Source organism: Pseudomonas palleroniana, from assembly GCF_003031675.1.
GTDB lineage: Bacteria > Pseudomonadota > Gammaproteobacteria > Pseudomonadales > Pseudomonadaceae > Aquipseudomonas > Aquipseudomonas palleroniana.
This window is the reverse complement of record NZ_PYWX01000072.1, coordinates 16,701-33,624: the sequence shown is the minus strand read 5'-3', so window position 1 is coordinate 33,624 and position 16,924 is coordinate 16,701. Positions and strand designations below refer to the sequence as shown.

The 16,924-nt window shown below is 59.4% G+C and carries 12 protein-coding genes and 4 tRNA genes; 10 read left to right on the top strand and 6 right to left on the bottom strand.

Features of this window, described 5'->3' with window-relative positions:
• Positions 1-16: 16 nt before the first annotated feature.
• The 3 genes from C9383_RS25720 to C9383_RS25710 are packed head-to-tail and all read right to left on the bottom strand — an operon-like array spanning position 17 to position 5,799.
• Positions 17-1,435: an efflux transporter outer membrane subunit gene (locus C9383_RS25720; protein ID WP_090370077.1), complete on the bottom strand. Its 1,419-nt coding sequence runs from the start codon at positions 1,433-1,435 to the stop codon at positions 17-19.
• A complete protein-coding gene (locus C9383_RS25715; protein ID WP_090370079.1) occupies positions 1,419-2,588 on the bottom strand; it encodes an efflux RND transporter periplasmic adaptor subunit in 1,170 nt (389 codons plus the stop codon). Before C9383_RS25715 ends, C9383_RS25720 begins: the two co-directional genes overlap by 17 nt.
• Positions 2,578-5,799 (bottom strand): efflux RND transporter permease subunit, encoded by a 3,222-nt coding sequence (locus C9383_RS25710; protein WP_090370080.1) that lies wholly within the window; start codon positions 5,797-5,799, stop codon positions 2,578-2,580. Before C9383_RS25710 ends, C9383_RS25715 begins: the two co-directional genes overlap by 11 nt.
• A gap of 219 nt (positions 5,800-6,018) precedes the next feature.
• On the opposite strand from C9383_RS25710, the gene C9383_RS25705 reads away from it, so the two are divergent.
• Positions 6,019-6,429: a PA0061/PA0062 family lipoprotein gene (locus C9383_RS25705; RefSeq protein WP_060756766.1), complete on the top strand. Its 411-nt coding sequence runs from the start codon at positions 6,019-6,021 to the stop codon at positions 6,427-6,429.
• Here the strand turns inward: C9383_RS25705 and C9383_RS28285 are convergent.
• Positions 6,426-6,581 carry a hypothetical protein gene (locus C9383_RS28285; protein WP_162843524.1) on the bottom strand — a complete coding sequence of 52 codons (156 nt, stop codon included), beginning with the start codon at positions 6,579-6,581 and terminating at the stop codon, positions 6,426-6,428. The genes C9383_RS25705 and C9383_RS28285 overlap by 4 nt on opposite strands.
• A gap of 209 nt (positions 6,582-6,790) precedes the next feature.
• Here C9383_RS28285 and C9383_RS25700 point away from each other — a divergent pair, with 209 nt between their 5' ends.
• A complete protein-coding gene (locus C9383_RS25700; RefSeq protein WP_090370082.1) occupies positions 6,791-7,453 on the top strand; it encodes a peptidase C39 family protein in 663 nt (220 codons plus the stop codon).
• Positions 7,454-7,635: 182 nt separating this feature from the next.
• Here the strand turns inward: C9383_RS25700 and pbpG are convergent, their stop codons facing one another.
• Positions 7,636-8,559, bottom strand: coding sequence for a D-alanyl-D-alanine endopeptidase (pbpG, locus tag C9383_RS25695; RefSeq protein ID WP_060756764.1), 924 nt, complete (start codon positions 8,557-8,559; stop codon positions 7,636-7,638).
• 207 nt (positions 8,560-8,766) lie between these two features.
• On the bottom strand, positions 8,767-9,621 hold the full coding sequence (folD, locus tag C9383_RS25690) for a bifunctional methylenetetrahydrofolate dehydrogenase/methenyltetrahydrofolate cyclohydrolase FolD (RefSeq protein ID WP_090370085.1): 855 nt from the start codon (positions 9,619-9,621) through the stop codon (positions 8,767-8,769).
• Between the two features lie 275 nt (positions 9,622-9,896).
• Here folD and C9383_RS25685 point away from each other — a divergent pair.
• From C9383_RS25685 to lon, 8 genes are all read left to right on the top strand, one after another.
• A tRNA-Arg gene (locus C9383_RS25685) sits at positions 9,897-9,973 on the top strand.
• 32 nt (positions 9,974-10,005) lie between these two features.
• A tRNA-His gene (locus C9383_RS25680) sits at positions 10,006-10,081 on the top strand.
• Positions 10,082-10,137: 56 nt separating this feature from the next.
• A tRNA-Leu gene (locus tag C9383_RS25675) sits at positions 10,138-10,222 on the top strand.
• Positions 10,223-10,299: 77 nt separating this feature from the next.
• Positions 10,300-10,375: transfer RNA gene (locus C9383_RS25670), tRNA-His, on the top strand.
• A gap of 399 nt (positions 10,376-10,774) precedes the next feature.
• Entirely contained in the window at positions 10,775-12,085 is a 1,311-nt protein-coding gene (gene tig, locus C9383_RS25665; RefSeq protein ID WP_060756762.1) for a trigger factor, read from the top strand.
• A gap of 91 nt (positions 12,086-12,176) precedes the next feature.
• Positions 12,177-12,812: an ATP-dependent Clp endopeptidase proteolytic subunit ClpP gene (gene clpP, locus C9383_RS25660; RefSeq protein ID WP_016974096.1), complete on the top strand. Its 636-nt coding sequence runs from the start codon at positions 12,177-12,179 to the stop codon at positions 12,810-12,812.
• 112 nt (positions 12,813-12,924) lie between these two features.
• Entirely contained in the window at positions 12,925-14,208 is a 1,284-nt protein-coding gene (gene clpX, locus C9383_RS25655) for an ATP-dependent Clp protease ATP-binding subunit ClpX (protein ID WP_003238279.1), read from the top strand.
• A gap of 200 nt (positions 14,209-14,408) precedes the next feature.
• Entirely contained in the window at positions 14,409-16,805 is a 2,397-nt protein-coding gene (gene lon, locus C9383_RS25650; RefSeq protein ID WP_060756761.1) for an endopeptidase La, read from the top strand.
• Positions 16,806-16,924: the final 119 nt, after the last annotated feature.

Sequence of the window (16,924 nt, the reverse complement as noted above, 5' to 3'; positions counted from 1 at the left end):
GATAGCGGTCTTCAGCTCATGCATCAGGTTGCCATCCACCCCCCAACGCTGTGACCAGCCCAACGCTCGCCTGTAACTGCCGTGTCTGCACCGCCTGCAAGGTTCTCTGCGCCTGCAGTGCGGCGGTCTGTGCCGTCACCACATCCAGATAACTCACCGCCCCGGCCTGATAGCTGTTCATCGCCAGAGACTCGGTATGCTGCGCCGCATCCGCCGCCGCCTGTTCATCCTGTGCCTCCTGTTGCAAATCCCTTAGCTGCGCCAGGTTATCTTCCACCTCCCGCACGGCCTTCAACACCTGGCTGCGGTATTGCGCAGAGGCTTCTTCAAACTCGGCTTTGGCCTGGCGCTCATTGGCGCTCAAGCGGCCGCCATCAAAGATCGGCAGATTCACCAACGGCCCCAGCGCCCAGTAACGGTTGCCGGCCGACAGCAGGTTGCCGACGCCTTGGGTCTGCCCGCCAATCAAGCCGGTCAGGCTGAAATCCGGATACCACGCCGCCTTGGCCACGCCAATATTGGCATTGGCGGCAAACACTCGGCGTTCCGCCGCTGCGATGTCGGGGCGACGTTGCAGCAGTTGGCTGGGCAGTTGTGAAGGCATTCCTGGCAAGGCGATCAGTTGCTGACTTGCCGGCAAGGTGAAGTCGCTGGCCGCTACGCCGACCAATTCGCCGATGGCATGTTCGGTCAGGTTGCGTTGCCCACGCACTTCATCCCATTGTGCCTTGGCTTCGGCCAGTTGGTTTTGGGCGCGGGTCAGGTCCAGCTCAGAAGCAATCTGACCTTCATAGCGGCTACGGGTCAGTTGCAATGCCTGGCTGAAATCATCCAGCGAGCGGTTGAGGATCCGCGCTTGCGCATCCAGCCCATTGAGTTGCACATACAGGGTCGCCAACTGGTGTTGCAGGCTCAGGCGTGCCACCGCCAGGTCGTCTCCGGACGCCTGCGCCTGGGCATCCCCGGCGGCGACCTGATTACGGATCTTGCCCCATAGGTCCAGGTCGTAGCTCAGGGCAAACCCTGCGCTATTGCTGTTGTACACCGACGGCTGCGTGGCGCCGCGCAGTGGCCGTGAATCCGACTGGCGCTGACGCAAGGTTTGTGCGCTGGCGGTGATCTGCGGGAACAGCCCTGCGTGCAGTTGGCTGGCGTAGGCCTGGGACGCATCGAAGTGTGCCAGCGCCGCAGCCAAGTCCGGGTTGGCCTTGAGCAGTCGTTGTTGCAGGTCATTGAGGCGCGCGTCGTGGTAGAGCTTCCACCACTGGGGAGCCAGGTGATCGGACGGTTGCGCGCTGTGCCACGGACCGTCGCTGGTCTGTTCACGGTAGCCGGCCGGCAGGTCCACCGCCGGCACCTGATAGGCGGGGGCCATCGAGCAGCCTTGCAGCATCAGCAGTATCAATGCGGCGAGGGGTTTAAGCCTTGGGCGCATGCGCACCTCCGGAGGCATCGGCCAGTTGTACCGGGTCACCTTCGCGCAGGGCGTCGGGTGGGTTGTCGACCACGCGGTCGGCGGGTTTCAAACCTTGGTCGACGACCAGGCGCTCGCCGAGGTCAAGGCCGATGTGGATGTCCCGCAGGTGCACGTGGTTCTGCGCATCCAGCACCGCGACTTGGGTGCCTTGGGCGCGAAAGATCAACGCGCTGGCCGGAATGCTGACGCCGTGGGTGTCTGCCGGAATCGGCAGGGTGGCTTCGGCATAGTCACCCGGCAGCAACTCGCCCTGGGGGTTGTCGGCGACGAACTGGGCGAGCAGGGTGCCGGAGCGGCGATCGATGGCGGTGGAGTCGCCGATCAGGCGCGCCTTGAAGTGTTCGCCGGGGTGCTCGGGCACCGTCAGCTCGGCTTCAAGGCCCGGGCGGATCACCGCCGCATAGTTCTGTGGCACCGGCACGTAGAGGCGTAGCTGATGTGTGTCGGCGATATCGAACAGCTCCGGGTCGCTGTCGGTATCGGCCTTGATCAACTGACCGATATCAGTGTTACGTGCGGTGATGGTGCCGGTGAAGGGCGCGCGCAGGGTCTTGTAGCTCTCCAGCGCCGACAGGCGTGCGTAATCGGCAGCCGCAGCTTCGGCATTGGCTTTGGCGGCGGCGGCGTTGGAGGTTTTTTCATCGGCCTCCTGGCGCGACACCGAGTGGCTGGCCAGCAGGTTTTGCCAGCGCGTGGCGGTGGTTTGCGCCAGGCGTGCATCAGCCTGTTGTTGAATCAGCCGGGCGTGGGCTTGCGCCACCTGCTGATCAAGGTCCGGGCTGTCGATTTCGGCGAGCACCTGGCCGGCTTTCACCGGGCTGCCGATGTCGACTTTCCAGTCCTTCAAATAGCCGCTGACCCGGGCGTGGATCGGTGCCTTGCTCCAGGCTTCCAGGTGTGCGGGCAAGCGCAGGGTGTCGCCGGCGGCGTTCTGTTGGGGTTGGAACACCATCACCTGTGGGATGGCGGCGGTTTCCGTCCAGGCGGTAACCGATTGCTCGTGCAATGTGCGGGCGTGCAGGCCGTTGGCGACCAACAGGGCGGCCACAGTCAGGCCGCCGACACCCATGAGCATCAAGCGCTTGCGCGAGGGTTTGTGATCAGACGACATGTGAAGTTTCTCCAGCAACAGCGCGAGTAGAATGACGACCGTGGACCAGGCTGAAGACCACGGGAACAAACAACAAAGTGGCAGTGGTGGCGAGGATCAAACCGCCGATCACCGCCCGGCCCAGAGGCGCGTTCTGCTCTTCGGAAAGGGCCAGCGGCAACATGCCGATGATCATCGCCAGGGCGGTCATGCACACCGGGCGAAAGCGTGTGTAGCCGGCTTCCAGCGCAGCCTTTAGCGCATCGCCATGTTCGGCCAGGCGTTCGCGGCAGAAGCTCACCACCAGGATCGAGTTGGCGGTGGCCACGCCCATGCACAGGATGGCGCCGGTGAGCGCCGGCACCGACAGCGAGGTGCCGCTGAGGAACAGCATCCACACGATGCCCGCCAAGGCAGCCGGCAGGGCGGTGATGATCACGAACGGGTCGACCCACGACTGGAAGTTGACCACGATCAGCAGGTAGATCAGCACGACCGCACCGAGCAGGCCGAAGCTCAAGCCGCTGAAGGCTTCATGCAACGCGTCGATTTGCCCATGCAGGCTGATCACCGCGCCTTTGGGGCGCATGGAGGCGGTGTCGTCGAGCACTTTTTGCACGTCACGGGCCACGCCCCCCAGGTCACGGCCTTGCACGTTGGCGTACAGGTCCAGGGTCGGTTGGATATTGTAGTGAGTCACCACCGCCGGGCTTTGCACGCGGGAGATGGTTGCCACGCCGCCGAGGATTTGCGACTGGCCATCAGCCCCTGTGACCGGCAGCGCTTCCAGTGACGGCAAGCTGTCCAGGCGGTATTGCGGCGTTGCAGCGACGATGGAGTACGACACGCCGTTCGCCGGGTTCAGCCAGAAGGTCGGCGCGGTTTGCGAGCTGCCCGCGAGGGAGGCGACCATGCTGTTGGTCACGTCCTTCTCGGTAATCCCCAGGCCATTGGCACGCAGGCGGTCGACGTTGACTTGCAGCGACGGGTAGCCGGTGGACTGCTGGATACGCAAGTCGGCGATGCCTGGAATGTGCGACAGGCGACGTTCCAGTTCCACGGCGTAGGCGCGGTTTTCTGCATCGCTGCGCCCGGAGATTTTCACATCCAGTGGTGCGGGGGCGCCGAAGTTGAGGATCTGGCTGCTGATATCGGCCGGCAGGAACGCGAAGTGGCTGCCGGGGAAACTCTGCGGCAAGGCTTCACGCAGTTTTTTAACGTAGTCGGCGGTGGGCGCATGGTCTTTTTTCAGGCTGACCTGGATGTCGCCATCCTGCGGACCGATGGTGCCGCTGCTGCTGTAGGCCATGTCGATGCCGCTCAGCGGAATGCCGATGTTGTCGACGATGGTGTCCAGTTCTTGCGCCGGGATCACTTCGCGAATCCGCGCTTCAATGCGGTCGAACGCCGCCGCGCTTTCTTCGATACGCGTGCCCAGCGGCAAGCGTACGTGCAGGGCCAGGGCGCCGGCGTCGGTGGCCGGAAAGAAATCCTGGCCCAGGCTAGGCAGCAGCAGGAACGAGGCGAGCACGCACGCCAGGAAACCTGCGATAAAGCGTTTGCGGTTGCCCAGCGCCAAGGTCAGCAGGCCGTGGTAGGTGTCGCGGATGTTCGAGAAGTGACGCTCGAAGCCTTGCTGAAAATTCAGCACCGATTGCAGCAGGCGATTGCGCGGTTTCTGGTGCTGCTCGCCCTCGTGGTGGTTGATGAATGCATCTTCCGGGTGATGCCCCGCGCCTTGCTCCGGCGTATGTGGCTTGAGCAGGAACATTGCCAGGGTCGGCACCAGTGTGCGCGAGAGGATGAACGAGCTGGCCATGGCAAAGATCACCGCCAGGGCCATCGGCCGGAACAGGTAGCCGGCAATCCCGTTCAGCAGGAACATCGGCACGAACACGATGCAGATACACAGCAGCGAGACGAATGCCGGGCCGACTATCTGTGCGGCGCCGTCGAGGATTGCGGTTTTCACCGCCTTGCCTTGTTCCAGGTGCCAGTTGATGTTCTCGATGGTCACCGTGGCGTCGTCCACCAGGATCCCGACCGCCAACGCCAACCCGCCGAGGGTCATCACGTTGAGGGTTTGCCCGCTGACAGCCAGCAGCGCGATGGCTGACAGCACCGCCAGGGGGATCGAGGCGGCAATGATCAGGGTGGAGCGCCAACTGCCGAGGAACAGCAGGATCATTGCACTGGTCAGCAGCGCGGCGATGATGCCTTCCTGGGCCACGCTGCCGACCGATTGCTTGACGAACACCGAGGCGTCACCGAGCAGCGAGGTCTTCAGCGAAGGTGGCAGGGTTTCGTTGATGCGCGGCAGCATCTGGCGAATGCCGTCGATGATCGACAGGGTGGAAATGCTGCCGTTTTTCAGCGCCGGCATCAGTACGGCGCGGTGGCCGTCGACCCGCACGATGTTGGTCTGCGGTGGCGAGCCATCACGCACGTGGGCGACTTGGCCGATGGTGATCAGCGCGCCGTCGACGGTCTTGATCGGCAGGTCGTTGAGCTCATCGATGGCCTTGGGGCTGTTGTTGAGCAGAATCGTATATTCGTTGGGACCGAGCTTGGCGGTGCCCACCGGGATGATCTGGTTTTGCAGCGCCAGGGCGTTGCCCACGTCCTGCGCCGACAGGCCTTTGGCGGCGAGTGCCTGGGGGTCGAGGTCGAGGGTGATCTGCCGCTGCTTGCCGCCCATGGGCGTGGGCATGGCCAGGCCGGGCAGGGCACTTAAAGGCAGGCGAATGTTGTTCTGCACCAGGTCGCGGATCTTGGCTTCCGAGAGGCTGGGGCTGGAGAACGCCATTTGCAGGATCGGCACCGTGGAGGCGCTGTAGTTGAGGATCAGTGGCGGCGTGATGCCGGGCGGCATCTGCTTGAGCACGGTTTGTGAAACAGCGGTCACCTGGGCGTTGGCGGTACGGATATCCACGCCGGGTTGGAAGAAGATCTTCACGATGCCCATGCCGGGCAGCGATTGCGATTCGATATGTTCGATGTCGTTGACGGTGGTGCTCAGGGAGCGTTCGTAGGTGTAGATCACCCGGCCGGCCATGGCGTCCGGTGACAGGCCGTTGTACTGCCAGACCACGGCGACTACGGGGATGCCGATATCGGGAAACACATCCGTAGGGGTTCGCAGGGCCGCCATCGGCCCGATGATGCAAATGAATATGGCCAACACGATAAACGTGTACGGCTTTTGCAGTGCGGTCTTTACCAGCCCGAGCATGCGTGAACCTCCGAGGGAGCAGGATTGCAAACCCCGGCAGTCTTGCCCGACCCACCTAACACGCACCTTTCAGCCAAATGAAGGAACATTTAGTTAAGCGCTTAAGAAGCTTTCATGTGTATTCATTTGTTCTACAAAGGGCTGCTCCCCAAGCTTGTCATCCATCGGCGGCGACACATTTCGCCTCGTCTTTTTACTCATGTCCTATGGAGCCCTGCCATGTCACTTAAACCTTTGCTTTTGATTCCTGCCCTCGGTGCTGTGCTGCTGTTGTCGGCGTGTGCCGGCCCGATCCCCAAGGCGGACCCAAGCGAGGCGTGGATCGGTTTGAAAGAAGAAGCCCCGAATGACCTGATGGCCGAACGCGTCGACGGCAAGCGTGTGGATGACGGGCGTTTTTTTGAAGTGCCGCCAGGCGACCATCGCCTGGATGTGACCCTGTTTGAAGAAGAGCCAGGCGACGACAACCAGCAGGACTGCCAGGGACGGGTCGAGTACAAGCACTTCAAGGCGGGTGAGCATTACACCCTGGTGGAGTCGAGCCTCGGCACTACCGTGCGCGCCGTGCTCAAGGATGGTCACGGCAAGGAAGTTGCCGCGACCCAGGACTTCAATTGCATGCCAGGCTAAGCGTGACGTGCCGCCGACGCCTCTGGTGGCTTGGCGGGTTTGACGTGGGGGTGATGATGGCGACGGGTTACGCGCATCACGCCCCACAACATGGCACTGGCGACAGCCAGCCAACCGCAGATCAACAGGAAAATCGTTGTTGCAAGGCTCATTCTGGCCTCCTTTCGCCCCTTGGGGCACACACACACTTCTTTATGGACAGTCTAGCTACCGGGCGGTTGCCTGCTATTGACCAATGGTCGAGTCTGTCCAACTTGTTTGCTCTATCCCCGGCGTTTTACTGAGACTCAAGGCTATACCGACGTGGCAGAGCACCCTATGATCTGGAGCCTCACCGGCAGTTGATCAAGAGAGTAAAAAATTGCGGTTACGGTCGAACGTTAAAACCACCCTGTTGCTGGCATGTACCTTGGGGCTTGCGGCGTGTTCCGGGCAGCCGTCGAAACTGCCGGGCCTGCCGGAGCGCGTCGAACTCAATGGTGTGCCGACCTTTCGCAGCGAGGCCTACCTGAGTGGCCCCAGTGCTTTGGCCAGCATGCTGTCGCAACAAGGCATTGTCATGACACCTGGCTTGCTGGATAAGCCACTGCATCTACCCGGCGCGGAGGCAGACCTTGAGCGCAACATGCAGGTGCTGGCTCGCGAATACGGGCTGATGGTGTATCGGCTGGACAGCCAACTGACGGCGGTGCTGGCGCAGGTCGCTGCGGGTTACCCGGTGATGGCGCGGCTCAACCCGAGTTTCTGGTCGGGCACCCGCTATGTCGTGGTGGTGGGGTTCAATCAGCAAAAGAGCACGGTGTTGCTGCGCTCGGGCATGGAACGACGGCTGTCGATGAGCTTCAGTGACTTTGAGTCAGCGTGGAAGAGCGCCGGCCACTGGGCCATCCTGACCCAGCGTCCGAGCCAGTTGCCCGCCAATGTGGACGCACAGCGCTGGCGTGATGCGGCCAACGCCACGGCGCAGGCTGGGCAGGAGAGGGCGGCGGCGCAGGCGCTCAAGGTGCTGGCGGAGCGCAAATAAAACCGCGCCCAAGGCGCGAGTGTAGTGAGCGGGCTTGCCCCGCGCTGGGCGGCGCAGCCGCCCCAAATCCGGTCACCTCGGTATTCCTGAAACACCGCGGCGTTCTTGTTGGGGGCGGCTGCGCCACCCAGCGCGGGGCGAGCCCGCTCACTACAAGAGTTCGGTTGTGGTTACCGGGGGGCTTAGCGGCGCACCTCTGCGGCAATCGGGCGGTTCTTGAGGTTTTTGTCGGCCTTGTAGCGCAACGCGACGTCCGGCACCGACGTGCTCTTGCCGGTCTCGACCCAGTTGCGAATACGACCGGCATCTGCGAAGTGGGTGAATTTGCCGAAGGCGTCCAGGATCACCAATGAAACCGGGCGGTTGCCCATGCTCGTCACCAGCACCAGGCAGTGGCCGGCCTGGTTGGTAAAGCCAGTCTTGGTCAGCTTGATATCCCAGTTGGCGCGGTTGATCAGGTGGTCGGTGTTGGAGAAGCCCAAGGTGTAGTTGGGTTTGCGGAACGACACGGTCTTTTCTTTGGTGGTGCTGAGCTGGCTGAGCATTGGAAACTTGCGTGCATAGGCCAGCAGCTTGCTCAAGTCACGGGCGGTGGACACGTTGTGAATCGACAGGCCGGTGGGTTCCACATAGTGGGTGCTGGTCATGCCCAGTGCCTTGGCCTTAGCGTTCATTGCCGCGATAAACGCGGGGTAGCCGCCCGGGTAGTGGTGAGCCAGGCTGGCAGCTGCGCGGTTTTCCGAGGACATCAGGGCAATCAGCAGCATTTCTTTACGCGGCATTTCGCTGCCGATTTTCACACGGGAGAACACGCCTTTCATTTCCGGCGTGTCCTTGATGTTGATGTCGATGTATTCGTCCATGTTCTGCTTGGCTTCCAGCACCACCAGGCCGGTCATCAATTTACTCACGGAGGCGATGGGTACCACCACGTCGGGGTTGCTGGAATAGATGACTTTGTTGGTCTGTAAGTCGACCAGCATGGCGCTGCCGGAGGCGATTTGCAGTTTGGAAGTATCACGCGGGGCCTGGGTGGTTTCGGCTGCGTGCGCGAAGGTGCCTGTAAATGCAAAAAATAGGCTGACGATAGAGAGACGAATTTTCACGCGGGTGAACTCGCTAAAAAGTAAGGAAATACCGTTCGAGAACGGGTTTTATGATAAATGCCGTTACATTTTAGGAGTATGGATCAATAACTGTCGAATGTTCTTCTAAACTCGGACGAAAGTACTTAAAAACAAAGAAAAAAGTGTTTTAGCCGCGGAAATAAAAAACCCCGCTATAACGCGGGGTTTTTTCAGTACGGCTGGTTATCAGCCGTGCAGGGTTTCTGCTGCGTACAGCGTATTTTCCAGCAAGCAGGCACGAGTCATCGGGCCGACACCGCCTGGCACGGGAGTGATCCAGCCGGCGCGGGGCAGGGCGGTCTCGTAGACCACATCACCGACCAACTTGCCATCTTCCTGACGGTTGATGCCGACGTCGATCACGATGGCGCCTTCCTTGATCCACTCACCCTTGACCAGACCCGGCTTGCCGGCGGCGACCACCACCAGGTCGGCACGGCCGACGTGGCCGGCGAGGTCCTTGGTGAAACGGTGGGTGACGGTCACGGTGCAGCCGGCCAGCAGCAGCTCCATGGCCATGGGGCGGCCGACGATGTTGGACGCGCCGACGACCACGGCATCGAGGCCGTACAGGTCGACACCGGTGCTTTCCAGCAGGGTCATGATGCCTTTGGGGGTGCAGGGGCGCAGCAGCGGGATGCGTTGTGCGAGACGGCCGACGTTATAAGGATGGAAGCCGTCGACGTCTTTGTCCGGGCGGATGCGTTCGAGCAGCTTGGAGGCATCCAGGTGCTCGGGCAGTGGCAGTTGAAGCAGGACGCCGTCGATGGCCGGGTCGTCGTTGAGGGTGTCGATCAGGTCGGTCAGTGCCTGCTGGGTGGTCTCGGAAGGCAGGTCGTAGGCCTTGGAAATAAAGCCGACCTCTTCACAGTCTTTACGCTTGTGCGAGACATAAACCTGAGAGGCAGGATCGCTGCCGACCAGGATCACCGCGAGGCCGGGCGTGCGCAGACCTTGCTGGCTGCGCTCGGTGACGCGTTTGGCGATCTGCTGGCGCAGGCTGGCGGCGATTGATTTGCCGTCGATAAGTTGTGCAGTCATTACGCGTGATTAACCATCGAGAGGGGGAAGAAAAGTGCGCGCATTCTCGCACGCCGTGACGTGAGGGCAAAGGCGCTTGGTCTGCAAATTGCCCTAACCCCTTAAATAAAATCAGTTTTTTTCAAAAAAGATTTGACGGGTATCAACGCCCTCTATACTATTCGTCGCACTTGTCGGGCACAGCCTAGCACTGGTTAAGAAGGTCGAGCAGAATAGTTGTTCTGCAAGGCTGGAAGCACTTAGTTTGTAATCCTCCAAGAGTACAGATTAATAAGGCGCCCGTAGCTCAGCTGGATAGAGCATCCGCCTTCTAAGCGGATGGTCGCAGGTTCGAGTCCTGCCGGGTGCGCCATTAGGCAGCTTTGGCACAAGTAGCGCTATATGGTGGGCGTAGCTCAGTTGGTAGAGCACGGGATTGTGACTCCCGTTGTCGAGGGTTCGATCCCCTTCGTCCACCCCATATTTAGAAGGGCGCCAGATTAATCATCTGGCGCCTTTGCTTTAAGAGCTTCAAGCGCGGATGTGGTGGAATTGGTAGACACACTGGATTTAGGTTCCAGCGCCGCGAGGCGTAAGAGTTCGAGTCTCTTCATCCGCACCAAATAAAGCTTGGCCCCGTTGAAAAGCAGGGTAGGGCTCAACAAAGAAGTGGTTTGGTTTCTTTGTTAACGCAATATGGTGGGCGTAGCTCAGTTGGTAGAGCACGGGATTGTGACTCCCGTTGTCGAGGGTTCGATCCCCTTCGTCCACCCCATATTCGAAAGGCGCCAGATTTAACAGTCTGGCGCCTTTTTTGGTTTCAGCGGTTCGAATATTCCGCGACTGCAGGTAGTGGGTCGCAAGGGCAGGGCGTTTCGTCGTATTTGTGTATCTCGATGATGCCGCACTGCCTGCCGCCCCGTCTGAGGGGTGGGCCGTCAGGGAGATGGATGACGACTTCCTCTATATATAGAAGGAGCGGCGCAGAGCCCTGGCGTGATGGGCTGTATTTGTCAGCGGGGCGGGGGGCATCAGTGCCTTCGTACCGATAAAGTGCCGGCTGTTTTCGGGCGTATTTCCAGTAGGGTGACTTCTTGAGTTTGACCCACTAGAATGCATGCCCTTGATTGGGGTCGGAAATGGCCGGCTAACGTCTGTGCAACGAGGAATATCCATGCAAGTTTCTGTTGAAAATACTACTGCTATCGAGCGTCGCCTGAGCATCACCGTGCCGGCTGAGCGTATCGAGACTGCGGTCAACAAGCGTCTGCAGCAGACTGCCCAGAAGGCCAAGATCGCTGGTTTCCGTCCAGGCAAAGTGCCAATGAGCGAAATCAAGCGTCGTTTTGGTGCCGATGCGCGTCAGGAAGCTGTAGGTGACGTGATCCAGGCTTCTTTCTACGAAGCCGTTGTCGAGCACAAGCTGAACCCGGCTGGCTCGCCATCGATCGAGCCTAAGTCCCTGGAAGCCGGCAAGGACCTGGAATACGTTGCCGTATTCGAAGTGTTCCCTGAGTTTGAAGTGGCCGGTTTCGACGGTATCACCGTTGAGCGCCTGAGCGCTGACGTAGCTGATGCCGACCTGGACAACATGCTGGAAATCCTGCGCAAGCAGAACACCCGTTTCGAAGTGGCCGACCGCGCTGCCCAGAACGAAGACCAGCTGAACATCGATTTCGTGGGCAAGGTTGACGGCGAAGCATTCGCTGGCGGCTCCGCCAAGGGTACTCAGCTGGTGCTGGGTTCCAACCGCATGATCCCTGGTTTCGAAGACGGCCTGGTTGGCGCTAAAGCCGGCGAAGAGCGCGTGCTGAACCTGACTTTCCCTGCTGACTACCAGAACCTGGACCTGGCCGGCAAAGCCGCTGAGTTCACCGTGACCGTCAACAGCGTTTCCGAGCCTAAGCTGCCAGAGCTGAACGAAGAGTTCTTCGCGCAATTCGGTATCAAGGAAACCGGTATCGAAGGCTTCCGTACCGAAGTTCGCAAGAACATGGAGCGCGAGCTGCGTCAGGCCATCAAGTCCAAGGTCAAGAACCAGGTCATGGACGGTCTGCTGGCCGCCAACCCGATCGAAGTGCCTAAGGCTCTGCTGTCCAACGAAGTGGATCGCCTGCGCGTTCAAGCGGTTCAGCAGTTCGGTGGCAACATCAAGCCTGATCAACTGCCGGCCGAACTGTTCGAAGAGCAAGCCAAGCGCCGTGTCGTGCTGGGCCTGGTCGTGGCTGAAGTGGTCAAGCAACACGACCTCAAGCCTGACGAAGATCGCGTTCGCGAAATGATCCAGGAAATGGCTTCGGCCTACCAGGAGCCTGAGCAGGTCGTGGCTTGGTACTACAAGAACGACCAGCAACTGAACGAAGTACGTTCGGTTGTGCTGGAAGAACAAGTTGTGGATACTGTTCTGCAGAAGGCTAAGGTGACCGACAAAGCGGTCTCTTACGAAGAAGCAGTCAAGCCGGCGGAAGCAGCACAAGCCGACTGATTGTCCAACTCGTTGGAAATACAACCATAAGCCAGCCTCGCGCTGGCTTATGCGTTTTCAAGACATGACTATTTGGGAGTAACTGCAGAGCATGTTCCGTAATTCCTATATTCAGCAGAACTCTGATATCCAGGCCGCCGGCGGCCTGGTCCCGATGGTTGTCGAGCAATCTGCTCGTGGCGAACGCGCCTACGACATCTACTCGCGCCTGCTCAAGGAGCGAGTGATCTTTCTGGTTGGTCCGGTAGAGGACTACATGGCCAACCTGATCTGTGCGCAACTGCTGTTCCTTGAAGCGGAAAACCCGGACAAGGACATCCATCTCTACATCAACTCTCCAGGCGGTTCGGTGACGGCGGGCATGTCGATCTACGACACCATGCAGTTCATCAAGCCGAACGTGTCGACCACTTGCATCGGCCAGGCCTGCAGCATGGGCGCTTTCCTGCTGACTGCCGGTGCCGAGGGCAAGCGTTTCTGCCTGCCTAACTCGCGAGTGATGATTCACCAGCCACTGGGCGGCTTCCAGGGCCAGGCGTCGGATATCGAAATCCACGCCAAGGAAATCCTGTTTATTCGTGAGCGTCTCAACACGCTGATGGCCAAGCACAGCGGGCGCACCCTCGAAGAAATCGAGCGTGACACCAACCGCGACAATTTCATGAGTGCCGAAGCCGCGCGTGAATACGGGCTGATCGACGCAGTGATCGACAAGCGCCCTGCTTAATATAAGCCGCTCAAAATAGGGCTGGTCGGCATGTCTGACCACCGGCGGGCTTGAAAAAGCCCGCATAAGCCTTCATCTTGTGTTGCAAGCCTATCGGATTTGGATCGAACGAATGACTGACACCCGCAACGGCGAGGACAACGGCAAGCTGCTCTATTGCTCCTTCTGCGGCAAAAGCCAGCATGAAGTACGCAAGTTGATTGCCGGCCCCTCGGTGTTTATCTGCGACGAGTGCGTCGACCTGTGCAATGACATCATCCGCGAGGAGGTGCAGGAAGCCCAGGCCGAGAGCAGCGCGCATAAATTGCCTTCGCCTAAAGAAATCAGCGGCATCCTTGACCAGTATGTAATTGGTCAAGAGCGTGCAAAGAAGGTTCTGGCCGTAGCGGTGTACAACCACTACAAGCGCTTGAACCAGCGTGACAAGAAGGGCGACGAAGTCGAACTCGGCAAGAGCAACATCTTGCTGATCGGCCCGACAGGCTCGGGTAAAACCCTGCTTGCCGAAACCCTCGCTCGCCTGTTGAACGTTCCGTTCACCATCGCCGACGCCACCACCCTCACCGAGGCTGGCTACGTGGGCGAAGACGTCGAGAACATCATTCAAAAGCTGCTGCAGAAGTGCGACTACGACGTAGAGAAAGCCCAGATGGGTATTGTCTACATCGACGAAATCGACAAGATTTCGCGCAAGTCGGACAACCCGTCCATCACCCGGGATGTTTCCGGTGAAGGCGTGCAGCAGGCCCTGTTGAAACTGATTGAAGGCACGGTGGCTTCCGTTCCGCCTCAAGGTGGTCGCAAGCACCCGCAGCAGGAATTCCTTCAGGTCGATACGCGCAACATCCTGTTCATCTGTGGTGGTGCGTTCTCTGGTCTCGAAAAGGTCATCCAGCAGCGCTCCACCCGTGGTGGCATCGGTTTCAGTGCGGAAGTGCGCAGCAAGGAAGAAGGCAAGAAGGTGGGCGAGTCCCTGCGTGAAGTCGAGCCTGACGATTTGGTCAAGTTCGGTCTGATCCCGGAATTCGTCGGCCGTCTGCCGGTCCTGGCCACGTTGGACGAGTTGGATGAGGCGGCTCTGATTCAGATCCTCACCGAGCCGAAAAACGCCCTGACCAAGCAATACGCCAAGCTGTTCGAGATGGAAGGTGTGGACCTCGAGTTCCGTACCGACGCGCTCAAATCAGTGGCCAAGCGGGCATTGGAGCGCAAGACCGGTGCACGTGGTCTGCGTTCGATCCTCGAAGGCGTGTTGCTCGACACCATGTACGAGATCCCCTCGCAGTCCGAGGTGAGTAAAGTGGTGATCGACGAAAGCGTTATCGAAGGCAAGTCCAAGCCACTGTATATCTACGAAAACAGTGAGCCGACTGCCAAGGCTGCGCCGGACGCGTAAGCGTTTTGCAACTGCAGTACCAGCAAGGGGCCTTTCGGGGCCCCTTTGTTTTTGGTGTGCCTTTTGGGGTGGTTTTTCAGGACGGCTTTTAAATTCATAGGTATTCATGCGTTTAACTGCTGGCATTGAGCTTGTTTTTTTTGCATGCAGCCCCCATCTTGGCTCCAAGCTTATTTTTCAACTGTCATAGAGGCGAAATCATGAAGACAACCAGCGAATTGCCTCTCCTGCCGTTGCGTGATGTCGTCGTCTATCCGCACATGGTTATCCCGCTGTTCGTGGGGCGCGAGAAGTCTATCGAAGCCCTCGAGGCTGCGATGACGGGCGACAAGCAGATCCTGCTGTTGGCCCAGAAGAATCCTGCTGATGATGATCCGGGCGAAGAAGCCCTGTATCGCGTCGGCACCATTGCCACCGTGCTGCAACTGCTCAAGCTGCCTGATGGCACCGTCAAGGTGCTGGTCGAAGGCGAGCAGCGTGGCGCGGTCGAGCGTTTCATGGAGGTGGATGGTCACCTGCGTGCCGAAGTCGCGTTGATCGACGAAGTCGAAGCCCCTGAGCGCGAATCCGAAGTGTTTGTACGCAGCCTGCTCTCGCAGTTCGAGCAGTATGTGCAGTTGGGCAAGAAAGTCCCGGCTGAAGTCCTGTCGTCCCTCAACAGCATTGATGAGCCAAGCCGCCTGGTCGATACCATGGCTGCGCACATGGCGCTGAAAATCGAGCAGAAGCAGGACATTCTCGAAATCATCGACCTGGCCGCCCGCGTTGAACATGTGCTGGCACTGCTGGATGGCGAAATCGACCTGTTGCAGGTTGAGAAGCGCATCCGTGGTCGTGTGAAGAAGCAAATGGAGCGCAGCCAGCGCGAGTACTACCTGAATGAGCAGATGAAGGCCATTCAGAAGGAGCTTGGCGACAGCGAGGAAGGCCACAATGAAATCGAGGAGCTGAAAAAGCGTATCGATGCCGCCGGCCTGCCGAAGGACGCCCTGGCCAAAGCCACCGCCGAGCTGAACAAGCTCAAGCAAATGTCCCCGATGTCGGCCGAAGCCACCGTGGTTCGCTCCTACATCGACTGGCTGGTGCAGGTGCCGTGGAAGGCCCAGACCAAGGTGCGCCTGGACCTGGCTCGTGCAGAAGATATCCTCGACGCCGATCACTATGGCCTCGAAGAAGTCAAAGAACGCATCCTCGAATACCTCGCCGTGCAAAAGCGCGTGAAGAAGATTCGTGGTCCGGTGTTGTGCCTGGTCGGCCCTCCAGGTGTGGGTAAAACCTCGCTGGCCGAATCCATCGCCAACGCCACCAACCGCAAATTCGTGCGCATGGCCCTGGGTGGTGTGCGTGATGAGGCGGAAATCCGTGGTCATCGCCGGACTTATATCGGTTCGATGCCAGGAAGATTGATTCAAAAGATGACAAAGGTCGGTGTGCGCAACCCACTGTTCCTGCTCGATGAAATCGACAAAATGGGCAGCGATATGCGGGGCGATCCGGCATCGGCTTTGCTCGAAGTGCTCGACCCGGAGCAGAACCATAATTTCAATGACCATTACCTGGAGGTCGATTACGACCTGTCCGACGTGATGTTCCTGTGCACCTCCAACTCCATGAACATTCCGCCAGCCTTGCTGGACCGGATGGAGGTGATTCGTCTGCCGGGTTACACCGAAGACGAGAAGATCAACATCGCCGTCAAGTACCTCGCGCCCAAGCAGATTTCGGCCAATGGCCTGAAAAAGGGCGAGATCGAATTTGAGGTCGAGACGATCCGCGACATCGTGCGCTATTACACCCGCGAGGCCGGTGTGCGGGGGCTTGAGCGCCAGATCGCGAAGATCTGCCGCAAGGCCGTGAAGGAGCATGCGCTGGAAAAACGCTTCTGCGTCAAGGTCACTGCAGACTCCCTGGAGCACTTCCTGGGCGTGCGCAAATTCCGTTATGGCCTGGCTGAGCAGCAGGACCAGGTAGGGCAGGTGACTGGCCTGGCATGGACCCAGGTGGGCGGCGAATTGCTGACCATTGAAGCGGCGGTGATCCCTGGCAAGGGCCAGTTGATCAAGACCGGCTCGCTGGGTGATGTGATGGTTGAATCCATCACTGCCGCGCAAACCGTGGTGCGCAGCCGCGCCAAGAGCCTGGGCATCCCCCTGGACTTCCACGAGAAGCACGACACGCACATCCACATGCCGGAAGGGGCGACTCCGAAGGACGGCCCTAGCGCAGGCGTGGGCATGTGCACGGCCCTGGTGTCGGCATTGACCGGCATTCCGGTGCGAGCGGATGTGGCCATGACCGGGGAAATTACCTTGCGTGGTCAGGTACTGGCTATCGGTGGTCTGAAAGAGAAATTGCTGGCCGCGCACCGGGGTGGAATCAAGACGGTGATCATTCCTGAAGAGAATGTCCGCGACTTGAAGGAAATTCCTGACAATATCAAGCAAGATCTTCAGATTAAACCCGTTAAATGGATTGACGAGGTCCTGCAAATTGCGCTGCAATACGCGCCGGAGCCCTTGCCGGATGTGGCTCCGGAGATCGTCGCGAAGGATGAAAAACGCGAGTCTGATTCCAAGGAAAGAATTAGCACGCATTAATGCGTTTAAGCCTGGGGGCTTCCTTGACAGATTTTTAGAGCCCTTGTTATAAAGCGGCTCTTAAGTGTCTGTAGGCCATTCAGCACTGGTTTTTGCTTTCACCAAAAAACTTAGAATCA